Annotated in this window: 12 protein-coding genes; 3 read left to right on the top strand and 9 right to left on the bottom strand. The window is 67.9% G+C overall.

From position 1 onward, the window contains the following. The first annotated feature begins 6 nt into the window (after window positions 1–6). Window positions 7–1,179 (top strand): porin, encoded by a 1,173-nt coding sequence (locus C7411_RS27650; protein WP_110387196.1) that lies wholly within the window; start codon window positions 7–9, stop codon window positions 1,177–1,179. 12 nt (window positions 1,180–1,191) lie between these two features. Here C7411_RS27650 and C7411_RS27645 read toward each other — a convergent pair whose 3' ends face one another. The 4 genes from C7411_RS27645 to C7411_RS27635 form a co-directional block, all read right to left on the bottom strand. Beyond that, entirely contained in the window at window positions 1,192–1,488 is a 297-nt protein-coding gene (locus tag C7411_RS27645; protein WP_110387195.1) for a hypothetical protein, read from the bottom strand. 105 nt (window positions 1,489–1,593) lie between these two features. Continuing rightward, on the bottom strand, window positions 1,594–2,208 hold the full coding sequence (locus C7411_RS27640; RefSeq protein WP_110387194.1) for a flavin reductase family protein: 615 nt from the start codon (window positions 2,206–2,208) through the stop codon (window positions 1,594–1,596). 214 nt (window positions 2,209–2,422) lie between these two features. Then, complete coding sequence (locus tag C7411_RS37655) at window positions 2,423–2,578, bottom strand: hypothetical protein (RefSeq protein ID WP_165822904.1); 156 nt, start codon at window positions 2,576–2,578, stop codon at window positions 2,423–2,425. A 200-nt stretch (window positions 2,579–2,778) separates the two neighbouring features. Beyond that, window positions 2,779–3,690: a hypothetical protein gene (locus tag C7411_RS27635; protein ID WP_133253710.1), complete on the bottom strand. Its 912-nt coding sequence runs from the start codon at window positions 3,688–3,690 to the stop codon at window positions 2,779–2,781. 216 nt (window positions 3,691–3,906) lie between these two features. Between C7411_RS27635 and C7411_RS27630 the strand changes: the two genes are divergently transcribed. Further along, window positions 3,907–4,992 carry an AGE family epimerase/isomerase gene (locus C7411_RS27630; protein WP_110387192.1) on the top strand — a complete coding sequence of 362 codons (1,086 nt, stop codon included), beginning with the start codon at window positions 3,907–3,909 and terminating at the stop codon, window positions 4,990–4,992. A 73-nt stretch (window positions 4,993–5,065) separates the two neighbouring features. On the opposite strand, the gene C7411_RS27625 is transcribed toward C7411_RS27630, so the two are convergent. After that, window positions 5,066–6,625, bottom strand: coding sequence for a methyl-accepting chemotaxis protein (locus C7411_RS27625; RefSeq protein WP_110387191.1), 1,560 nt, complete (start codon window positions 6,623–6,625; stop codon window positions 5,066–5,068). A 281-nt stretch (window positions 6,626–6,906) separates the two neighbouring features. Between C7411_RS27625 and C7411_RS27620 the strand changes: the two genes are divergently transcribed. Beyond that, window positions 6,907–7,350: a PaaI family thioesterase gene (locus C7411_RS27620; RefSeq protein ID WP_110387190.1), complete on the top strand. Its 444-nt coding sequence runs from the start codon at window positions 6,907–6,909 to the stop codon at window positions 7,348–7,350. Between the two features lie 86 nt (window positions 7,351–7,436). Here the strand turns inward: C7411_RS27620 and C7411_RS27615 are convergent, their stop codons facing one another. The 4 genes from C7411_RS27615 to C7411_RS27600 all read right to left on the bottom strand — a co-directional run bounded on the left by C7411_RS27615 (window position 7,437) and on the right by C7411_RS27600 (window position 11,196). Further along, a complete protein-coding gene (locus tag C7411_RS27615; RefSeq protein ID WP_110387189.1) occupies window positions 7,437–8,285 on the bottom strand; it encodes an ureidoglycolate lyase in 849 nt (282 codons plus the stop codon). 58 nt (window positions 8,286–8,343) lie between these two features. Then, window positions 8,344–9,087: an SDR family oxidoreductase gene (locus tag C7411_RS27610; RefSeq protein WP_110387188.1), complete on the bottom strand. Its 744-nt coding sequence runs from the start codon at window positions 9,085–9,087 to the stop codon at window positions 8,344–8,346. A gap of 180 nt (window positions 9,088–9,267) precedes the next feature. Beyond that, window positions 9,268–10,155, bottom strand: coding sequence for an amidohydrolase family protein (locus C7411_RS27605; protein ID WP_110387187.1), 888 nt, complete (start codon window positions 10,153–10,155; stop codon window positions 9,268–9,270). A 3-nt stretch (window positions 10,156–10,158) separates the two neighbouring features. Beyond that, window positions 10,159–11,196, bottom strand: a complete 1,038-nt coding sequence (locus tag C7411_RS27600) for an aldo/keto reductase (protein WP_110387186.1) — start codon at window positions 11,194–11,196, stop codon at window positions 10,159–10,161. Window positions 11,197–11,251: the final 55 nt, after the last annotated feature.

Below are 11,251 nucleotides of genomic sequence, written 5' to 3'. Positions count from 1 at the left end.
CCTCGAATGAAGAACACCCTCTCGCTCACCACCATTGCCGCCGTGATCGGCGCCCTCGGCACGCTCGCCGCGCCCGCCGCCCACGCGCAAAGCTCGGTCACGCTCTACGGCCTGATCGACGCCGGCATCATGTACACGAACAACGTCGCGAGCGGCAAGTCGTCCGGCGCGCTGTGGCAGGCAACGAGCGGCAACGTGAACGGCAGCCGCTTCGGCATGCGCGGCAGCGAGGACCTGGGCGGCGGCCTGCATGCGGTCTTCGTGCTCGAAAACGGCTTCAACGTGCAGAACGGCAAGCTCGGCCAGGACGGCCGCATGTTCGGCCGCCAGGCCTACGTGGGCCTCGCGAGCGACCAGTTCGGCTCGCTCACGCTCGGCCGCCAGTACGACTCGCTCGTCGACTTCGTCGCGCCGCTTTCGGCCACGGCGGGCACCTTCGGCGACACGGGCTTCGCGCATCCGTTCGACAACGACAACCTGAACCACTCGCTGCGCATGAGCAACGCGGTCAAGTTCACGAGCAACACGTATAGCGGCCTGAAGTTCGGCGCGCTCTATGCGTTCTCGAACAACACCGACTTCGCCGTGAATCGCGCCTACAGCTTCGGCGCAAGCTACACCAACGGGCCGCTCGCCATCGCCGGCGGTTATCTGCAGCTGAACGGCACCCAGGGCGCGACGGCGAGCAGCCCGGGCGCGGTGGATCTCGCGGAGTCGACGGCCAACGGCAAGGGCGGCTTCGCGCTCGGCGCCGACCGTCTGCGTTCGTTCGGCGGCGGCATCAACTACACGTTCGGCCCGGCCACGGCGGGCTTCGTGTTCACGCGCAGCGAGTACACGGGCACCAGCTCGTTCGGCTCGAAGGGCGGCGACATGAGCTTCAACAACTATGAAGTGAACGGGAAGTATCAGCTGAACCCGGCGTGGAGTCTCGGTCTCGCCTACACCTTCACGGATGGCCACGTGAGCGACACGACGACTTTCGGCGCCGATCCGAAGTGGAACCAGGTGGACGCACAGGTCGTGTACCGCCTCTCGAAGCGCACCGACCTCTACGGCGAGGCGATGTACCAGCACGCCACGGGGCACAACTACGTGGCGTTCATCAACACGGCGGGCGGCGCGTCAACGACTGCCAATCAGGTCGTAGGCACGGTGGGGTTGCGCGCCCGCTTCTGATCGCCCGCCTGATCACAGCACGAGCGACAGCACGATCGACACCCACACGGCAGCCGCGCCGCAGAGAAAGGCGCGGCGCGCCATCAGGAAACGCGACTCGTCGTTGGGCTTCGCGGGCGAGGTGGCAAGCCAGGGCACGCTGCCGAGGCACGCGAAGCCCGCGAGCGCGATGCCGACGATCACCCGGTCGCCGATGCGCCAGGCCGTCGGCTCGTGCAGCCCCCAGTAGCCGAGCGCGATGAGGCCGATCGAAAACATCGTCGAGGCGGCGGAACTGAGCGCCACTACCGATCCCGTCGGAGATTGCATGGATTGCCTCCCTGCGCGCCTCGCGCTGTCGGGCCACGCTGTCGGCCATTATCGGCGGGCGGGCTGGACGCGGCAACGCCGCGACCTGCTCACGTCCGCAGCGGCCTACGCGCTCGGCCGCACCATCTGGAACATCTCGCCGATCTGCGCGTAGTCGGCGCGATAACCCGCGCGCATCACGGGCTGGGCGGCGTGCGTGTCGAACAGGCCGTCCTTCAGAAATTCCTCGCGGATGTGCACACCCACCACCTGCCCGAGCGCGAGCCAGTTGTCCCTGGGTGCGCCGTCCAGCGTGTTGAGCCGCACGACCTTCAGCAGCTTGCATTCGAGCGCGGCCGGCGACTCCGCCACGTGCGGCACCGCCACGCTGCGGCCCGGCGCGGCCGTGAGGCCCGCGAGTGAGAATTCGTCGACGTCGGCGGCGACCGGCGCGGAGGTCCGGTTCATCTGCGGCGCCAGCGCCTTCGACGTGAGATTCCAGACGAACTCACCGGTCTCTTCGATGTTGCTGATGCTGTCCTTGCGGCCTTCGCTGCAGAACCCGATGATCGGCGGAAAGGTGGCAAATGCACCGAAGAAACTGTAGGGCGCGAGATTGAGCGCGCCGTTTTTTGCGCGGCTGGAGATCCAGCCGATCATGCGTGGCGCAACGATCGCCTTGAAAGGATCGTGCGGCAGGCCATGGCCCTGGGCGGGGTCGTAGAAGTAGGTATTGGACATGGGGTGTGAGGCGTAGCGATTTCGGTGCGGCACTACTATGACACGAGCCGCGCGCGCTTGCCGTCACGCCAGACGAAGCGACTTCGGCGTGCAGCAGCCCCATGACGCAGCAAGGCCGGCTCTCTTGCGAGAGCCGGCCTTGCTTGAAGACCTGGCGGTCCGACCGGAGAAACGCGTTGGGCGGCGCGCGCCGCCCGAAGCGCTTCAGCTTCGATCAGTCACGCGGCATGCCAAACGGCATGTAGTGCGAGCGGCGAACGCGCTCGGCTTCGCGGTGACGCGCTTCGTACGAATATTCCGAATCCATCGGCAGATACGGCGACGCGAAGAGATCGCTGACCTTTTGGAACAGGGCAAAGATGAAGCTCATGGCGACTCCCAGTTAGGCTGCAGTTCAGGGTTTTCCCTAAGACAGAACGAATTATAGGGTTTTCCCTAGGACAGCGCTAGTGCAGCGCAGCAAAAAAACTGCGACGTGCCGTCGCACGGGGTCGCACGCATTCGATGCGTTGCAACAAAACAACGCATCGAGATTTCGGATACAGGGGCGGGATCGCTGAGCGAGGCCGGTCAGCGCGTGGCTTTCTGGGTGCTTTTCGCGTGAGCCGCACGCGTGGCATGCGCCGCCGCACGGTGCGCGGGGGCGGGCGATGCTTTGGCGGGCGCCGCCCTGGACGACACGCGTGCGGGGGCCGCCGCCGAGGTTTCCGCGGCAGCGGCCGCAGCCGCAGCCGCCGCGGAGGCCGCTGCGGTTTGCGCGGCAACGCGCTGGGACAGGTCGTCGAGCGTGGACTGCTGCTTCAGGATGAACTGCTCGAGGCGCGCCTCGTCGGCGCGGGATTCGTTTGCGAGGCTGTCGAGCCGCACCGACTGCGCGATCCCGAAGCCGACCGATGCGAGCACCGCCGCCGACGCGGCGGCAAGCCCCCACTTCTGATGCCGCGACGAGGCGAGCGCCACGCGGCGCTGCTCGGCGAGCGCGCCCTGGAGCGCGTCGAGGCGCTGCGTGAGCGCGTCCGGTTCGGAGGCTGCCTGTGCCACTTCGGACGCGAACCCGGTGGGTTCCACGCGCTCGGCAGGACCGGCGGCAAACGACGGCTCGGCGGCAAAGGCGGCGGCACCCGGCTCCTGCACCTCATGCACCGCCCCGACGCCCGGCTCCGCCGCTTCGGCGGCGGCAGGCGCCGCGGCACGTTTCGCCCGCGGCGCGCGGCGCGCAGTCGTTGCACCCGCAACGGGGCTGGCCGCGCCGGCCTCGTCGACGGGCGCGGCTACCGCTTGAGCCGGCTCGGGGCTCTCAAAGCCGCTCAGCGTGCCCTGGCGCACGGCGGCATCCGCTTCGGCAACGGCGGCGAGTCCCTCGCCGACAGGCGCGTGTGGCGCATCGGATTCGACAGCAAGCGGGGATTCAGTAACGTCGGACGACGCAGACGTCGCGCGGGGCTGCCACGGCGCGTTGCGTTCGGGAGGCGAAGAGCTCAAGGATGCGGTATCTGCGTAATCGGCCATGGGTCAGCGATGCGGTTCGCGTCGCGCGCCGGCCGGTCACGGCCGCTTGGCGACGTCCTCGTGTTCTGGTTCGAACGCGCATTGTCGCATGCCAGAACGCGCGGCCTGGAATGTCCGCGCCATTCTCGAATGCGTACAATCGCCGGCATTGTTCTTTTGATGTGACGCGCTTCGCCGCACCTTTTCGCCATGAACACACCTACGAGCGCAGCCAGCCTGCGCGAGCATTTCGACCGCGTCGTCCTGCCGATGTGGCGCGGCCCGGGCTTCAACGCCGAACTGCACCTGCCCTACGAGGCGCTCGATGCGGCCGGCGTGCAGCCGCTGCCCGTCACGCGCTACCGCGCGATGGCGTGCGCCCGCCAGCTTTTCGTCTTCTCCGAGGCCGGCGACGCCGCGCACGCGCAAACGCTCTTCGAATCCCTGCGCCGCACGTATCAGGACCCGAAGCACGGCGGATGGTTCTTTAGCGTCGACGCAGCCGGCGCGCCGCTCGACACCACCAAGGACCTCTACACGCACGCCTTCGTGGTGTTCGCAACCGCGGCCTACGGCCAGCGCTTCGGCGCGGCCGAGGCGCTCGACGTCGCGCGCGAAACGTCCTCGCTGATCGTCGACCGCTTCGCTGCCCGCGACGGCCTGCTCAACGCGGCGCTCGATGCTTCCTTTGCAAGCGTCGCCGGCGGTCCGCTGCAGAATCCGCTCATGCACCTCACCGAAGCCTGGCTCGCGGCGAGCGAGGCGACCGGCGACAGCGCGTTCGACACGGCGATCACGGGGCTCGTCGAGGCCCTCGCGCGCGGCTTCCTGCACGCGCCGACGGGTTGTATCGCCGAATTGCCGGTCGGCGCGGCGGACAACCGCCTCGAGCCCGGACATCAGTTCGAATGGTTCTGGCTGGCATCGCGCGCGGGCGCCCGGTTGGGCGCATCGGGTCTGGACGAAGCGCTCGCGCGCGCGTTCGTCTTTGCGCAGCAGCACGGCGTGGACCCGGAAACGGGCGCCGTGGCGGCCGCGCTCGACGAGCAGGGCCGGGTGATCGATGCGACGCAGCGCATCTGGGCGCAAACGGAATACCTGCGCGCGCTCGCCACGCACGGCGACGCCGCGGTGCGCGCCGCGCTCGCGCCGCAGACCGGGCGCTTCGCGCCGCGCTTTCTCACGCCGCAGGGCTGGGTGGAATGCCGCCGCGCAAACGGCGACGTGGCGCGCGCGGACATGCCGTCCACGACGCCGTATCACCTCTTGACCGCCTACCAGGGCATGGGCGTCTGAGCCGCGACCACCCAAAACGCCGCCGCAGGCGGGCGAAAGCGCGCCGCCGCGGCGCCCGGACCGCTCAAGCCGCTCAGGCCGCCAGCACGGCCGGCGAAATCTCGAACGCGGCCACGGCCTCGGAAAGCTGGCGCGTCTGCTGATGCAGCGAAGCCGCAGCAGCCGCGGCCTCCTCGACGAGCGCCGCGTTCTGCTGGGTCATCTGATCCATCTGCGAGACGGCCTGATTCACCTGATCAATGCCCGTGCTCTGCTCGAGCGACGAGGCGCTGATACCCGCCATCATCTGCGTGGCCCGCGAGATCGAGTTCGACACCTCGCGCATCGACTCGCCTGCGCGCTCCACCAGCTCCGAGCCGCCGCGGATCTGCGCAACCGACTCGCTGATCAGCGTCTTGATCTCCTTGGCCGACTGCGCGCTGCGCTGCGCGAGAGCGCGCACCTCGCCCGCCACGACCGCGAAACCGCGGCCCTGCTCGCCCGCGCGCGCCGCTTCCACGGCCGCGTTGAGCGCGAGAATATTGGTCTGGAACGCGATGCCGTCGATCACGCCGATGATCTCGGCGATCTTGTCCGAGCTTTGCGCAATGCCGCGCATGCGCTCGACCACCTCGCCCACCACGGCGCCGCCGCGCGCGGTCGCGTCGAGCGCCGCCTCCGCCAGCACGTTGGCCTCGCGCGCGTTTTCGGCCGTGTTGCGCACCGTGCCCGTCAGTTCCTCCATGCTCGCCGCCGTTTGCTCCAGCGACGCCGCCTGCGATTCGGTGCGCGCCGAAAGATCGGCGTTGCCGGTGGCGATCTCGTCGGCGCCCACGTGGATCGAGCCCGCCGTTTCGCGCACGGTGTGGACCGTGCGCGCGAGGCTCGCCTGCATCAGCGCGAGGCCCTCGAACAGCCGGCCGATCTCGTTCTCGCCGCGCGCGGCGATGCGCTCGTCGAGGCGCCCGCGCGCGATGCGCTCGAAATGGCGACCCGCTTCCTCGAGCGGCTCCACCACGCCGCGGCGCAGCGCGAAGTGCACGCCGGTCGCGAGCGCGATCAGCAGGACCAGGATGAAGATGCCCACGCCCTGGAACAGCGCGAGGCGCGAGTCGATCGAATCGAGCGAAGCGCGGCTCGCCGCAGCGCTGAACTGCACGAAGGCGTGCAGTTCAGCGAGATAGGCGTCCTGGTACGACTGCGTCGGCTGGTCGAGGAAGGCCTGCAGATTGTTGCCGTTGAGGTCGTCGATCAGCTCGCCGAGCGCCTTGCGGTACACCTGGTAGCGCTCGCCGAGCGCGGCGACGCGCGCGCGGTTGTCGTCGTTGATCGGCGGCACGGCCATGAGCGCCGCGAAGGTGGTATCGGCGGCGGCCAGCTGGTCGCGCGCGTGATTGACCATGTCGGTCGGCACCGTGCCGCCGCGCACCATGCGCGTGCCCGCACGCGAGAGATTGATACGGGCGTCCATCAACTGCTGGGTGATGACGTTGGCGGCGCTCGCCTGCCGCAACGCCACTTTCGAGAGGTCGGCCACGTCGTCGTGCGTGCGCGTGAGCGACCAGTAACCCAGTCCTGCGGTCACGAGCTGCAGTACACAGAACGCGACGAGGACACACAACAGGCCGGATGCGACCTTGATCTTGCTGAACATCGGGGACACCTGGGGATGGCAGTGAATGAGTGAGGCGCGAGCATGTGATCGCCCGGGCCCGCACTGCGTTTACGGCCACGCAACCCCTGTTTTTGAGCCCTAAACCGTGAAAAAACGCCCCAAAATGCGCAACGAATCATTTCGGCAATGGTTGAACGGCCATTGTCTGCATTTCTCGCAACAATAGAATGACCAACTCGATTCGATTCACCTTGACTCGACGCTGAGGCTTCCTAGAGTGGTTAGGAAACCACTCGGGGATAGACCCAGGGAATGCGACGATGACCGATCTTGTGGACCGCGCACGCGGCGCTTTGCACGCCCAACCATTCAGCGTGCTGCTCGGAACCGAACTGACACACGTGGGAACCGACGAGCTGACCCTGCGCCTGCCCGTACGCGACGACCTCAAGCAGCAGCACGGTTACGTGCATGGCGGCGTGATCAGCTATCTCGCCGACAACGCGCTGACTTTCGCCGGCGCGCTCGCGCTCGGGCCGCGCGTGGTGACGGGGGAATACAAGATCAACTATCTGCGCCCCGCGCTCAAGGGCACGCTGATGGCGCGGGCCCGTGTGGTGCACGCGGGGCGCCACCAGGCCACCTGCCAGTGCAGCGTGTACGTAATGGAAAACGGCGACGAAAAGCTCGTCGCGCTCGCACAGGGGACGGTGAACCGGCTTGCAGAAGGCAGCGGGCCGGAAGAGAAAAGTCCGAAGAACTGAAAGGCCTGTGTCACAAAACAAGGCGCGCGAGGCGAAGCGGGTCTGTCCCGCCTCCCCTCGCGCGCTTTTTTGTACTTGCGGCGCGCTTACTCGGCCGCGCGCGTTTTCTGCTGCTGTTCGCCGAGGCCCTCGATGCCAAGGCGCACCGTTTGCCCCGCCTTCAGGAACACGGGATTCGGCTTCACGCCCATGCCCACGCCCGGCGGCGTGCCGGTGGAGATCACGTCGCCCGGCTGCAGGCTCATGCACTCCGACAGATACGAAACGAGCTTCGCGACCGGGAAGATCATCGTGCGCGTGCTGCCGTTCTGGTAGCGATGGCCGTCCACTTCGAGCCACATGGAGAGGTTCTGCGGATCGGCCACTTCGTCGCGCGTGACGAGCCACGGGCCGGTCGGGCCGAAGGTGTCGAAACCCTTGCCCTTGTCCCACTGGCCGCCGCGCTCGATCTGCCATTCGCGCTCGGACACGTCGTTGACCACGCAGTAGCCCGCCACGTAGTCGAGCGCGTCCGCCTCGCTCACGTTCTTCGCGTGCTTGCCGATCACGACACCCAGTTCCACTTCCCAGTCGGTCTTCTTCGAGCCGCGCGGGATCTCGATATCGTCGTTCGGGCCAACGATGGCGCTCGTCCACTTGTTGAAGACGACCGGCTCGCCCGGCACCGGCATGCCCGACTCGGCGGCGTGATCGGCATAGTTCAGGCCGATGCAGACCATCTTGCCGATATGGCCCACGCAGGGCCCGATACGCGGATTGCCTTCGACGAGCGGCAGCGTTTCCGGATCGATCGTGCGCAGTTGCGCGAGTCCGGCGTCCGAGAGCACGTCGCCCGCGATGTCGGCCACGTTGCCCGAAAGCGCGCGAATGCGGCCTTCGGCGTCGAGCAGGCCCGGTTTCTCGTGGCCCTTCGGGCCATAGCGAAGCAGTTTCATCGTCTGTGTTCCTCGTGTGTCTGTGCGTTGCAGTCGGTCGGAATCGCCTGGGGGCTAACTAGTTAGACCATCCGCCGTCGATCACATGCGCCTGGCCGGTCGTGAACCCGGATTCATCGCTGGCAAGGTAGAGCGCGAGCGCCGCGATTTCCTCGGGCTTGCCCACGCGCCCCATCGGCTGGCGCGCGACGAACGCGGCGCGCGCCGCGTCCACGCTCGTGCCCTGCGCCGCCGCCTGCGCGGCGATGCGCTGCTCCAGCGACGGCGACGACACCGTGCCCGGGCAGATCGCGTTGCAGCGGATGCCGCGCGTCACGAAGTCCGCAGCCACGGCCTTCGTCAACCCTATCACAGCGGCCTTCGAGGCGCCGTACACGAAGCGGTTGGGCACGCCCTTCACGCTCGACGCCGCCGACGACATGTTGATGATCGACCCGCCGCCCTTCGCCAGCATGGCCGGCAGGAAGGCGCGGATGGTCCGGTACATCGCCTTCGCGTTCAGATCGAACGCGAAGTCCCAGTCTTCTTCGCTCGCTTCCAGGATCGAGCCCGCGTGCACGAAGCCCGCGCAGTTGAACAGCACGTCGAGCGCGCCCAGTTCCTGCGCGAGCGCCGTGATGGCCGCGCCGTCGAGCACGTCGAGCTGGCGTGCCTCGACCGGCAGCGCGGCAAGCGCGTCGATGCGCAGGTCCGTGGCGATCACGCGTGCGCCCTCGCGCGCGAACAGTTCGGCGGCCGCGTAGCCGATGCCCTGGCCCGCCGCGGTGATCAAGGCCGTCTTGCCGGCCAGTCTTTGTACCATCTGCCACTCCGGTTGGAAGCGCGGTTGGAAGCGCGGTTGGAAGCGCGGCACGGCGATACCCCGTATTGCAGCAGGCCCCCATGCCGCGATCGAGCGATGAAATCGCGGGAAGAAGTTGGGATGACGCCAACGGCCATTATGGCGACGCAGGTGCGCCTCGTGGCGTTCGGCTGACGTTTTCTAACCGGCTGGATGGCCTCCGGGCCCGGTCTTGAGCCCGGTCTTGAGCCGATAAAAAGCCGCAGCGTTGCCGCCGAATACGGCGGCGCGCTCGTCTGCGGAAAGTGTCTGGGTCAGCTCTTGCGCGCTCGCGTGCCAACGCGCGTAGTCGCCATTGAGGTTCAGCACCGGCCAGTCGCTACCCCACATGAGGCGTTGCGGCCCGAACGCGGCAAGCAGATGCGCGACCCATGGCGCCAGCGTGGCGTCGTCCCAGCCGGGCGCGGCTTCGGTAGCGAGCCCCGACAGCTTGCAGTGCACCTGCGCAAACTGCGCGAAGCGCGTGATGGCCTGCGCCCACGCCGCAAAACCGCTCTCGCCGCCCGCCGCGATCGGCGGCTTCGCGCCGTGATCGACGACCACGCGCAGCGTCGGATGCCGCGCGAGAAACGTCGCCAGCGCATCCGCATGACGCGTGAACACGAGCGCGTCGAAAGCGAGATCGTGCGCGATGAGCGCTTGCACGCCGCGCGCGGTATCGGCTTTCACGATCCAGTCGTCGTCGGGCAAATCCTGCAGCATGGGGCGCACGCCGCGCAGCTTCGGCTCGCGCGCGAGTTCGGCGATCAGCGTGGCGACGTGGGGGTCGTCCAGCGGCACCCAGCCCACCACGCCCGCAATCGAGGGCTCGTTGCGCGCAAGATCGAGCAGCCAGCGCGTTTCTTCGACAGTCGGCGCGGCCTGCACGACCACCGTGCGCGCCACGCCGCACGAGGCGCGCAGCGGCGCGAGATCGGCAGGTCCAAACGTGCGATAAAGCACGGTCGTCGCAGGCGTGAGCCAGCCGTAATCGCCGCGCGCGGGGTCCCAATAGTGCTGATGGGCGTCGATTGCCTCTAGCGTAGCCATGGCTCAAGCCTGCGGAAGCGGCGCGCGCGGATCGAGGAGACCCTTGTCGCGCAGCGCGAGCCACAGCTCGCGGGGCAAATTCGTCTCGAACGAGGCGACGTTCTCGCGCACCTCCTGCGGGCTGCGTGCGCCGTTGAGCACCGTCGCCACGGCCGGGTGCGCGTAGGGAAACTGCAGCGCCGCCGCCGCGAGCGGCGCGTCATAGGTCCGGCAGATCGTATCGAGCCGCGCCACGCGTTCGACCACGTCCTGCGGGGCATCGGCGTAGTTGAACTTGAGTTCGCCGAGCAGTCCGTGCGCGAGAATGCCCGAGTTGAACGCGCCGCCCAGCAGAATGCTCACGCCCTTCTTCTCGCACTCGGGCAGCAGGTCGTCGAGCGGCGCCTGTTCGAGCAGCGTATAGCGGCCCGCCAGCAGCGCGCAATCGATGTCGAATTCCTGCATCGCCTCGCGTATCACTTCGCGCTCGTTCACGCCGAAGCCGACCGCCTTGATCGCGCCCGCCCTGCGCAATTCGTCGAGCGCCTTGAAACCGCTGTCGCGCAGTTGCCGCCAGTAGTGCTCGTTGCGCTCGCCGTGCGTGTAGCGGCCGATGTCGTGCACGAGCAGGATATCGATCTCGACGAGGCCGAGCCGCTGCTGGCTGTCCTCGAACGAGCGCAGGATGCCGTCGCGTGTGTAGTCGAAGACCGCTTCGAAGGGCAGCGGGTTTTGCCAGCCCTCGCTGCCGTCGTACGCGTGTGTGCGCGGCACGAAATGGCGGCCCACCTTCGTCGAAAGCACGTACTCGTTGCGCGGATAGCGCCGCAGCGCGGCACCCAGCCGGTGCTCGGCCTTGGTGTGGCCGTAGTGCGGCGCGGTATCGAAAAAGCGGATGCCGGCTTCCCACGCGGCGTCGACGGTCGCCTGCGCCTCTTCTTCGGACAGGTCGCGATACAGGCCGCCGAGCGGCGCGGTGCCTAGACCCAATGCGCTGACTTCGAGCGCCGTGCGGCCGATACGGCGCCTGTGCGCCACCTTGGGATGCTGTTCTTGCGCCATGGTTCGTCCCCTCCTGGAGATGGTTGTTCCCACAACGAAATCGTGCGACTGCGTG

The organism is Paraburkholderia silvatlantica, from assembly GCF_003096715.1.
In the GTDB taxonomy this organism is placed as follows: Bacteria; Pseudomonadota; Gammaproteobacteria; order Burkholderiales; family Burkholderiaceae; genus Paraburkholderia; species Paraburkholderia silvatlantica.
The sequence above is the reverse complement of the archived record's forward strand: the minus strand, read 5'-3'. Positions and strand labels throughout refer to the sequence as shown.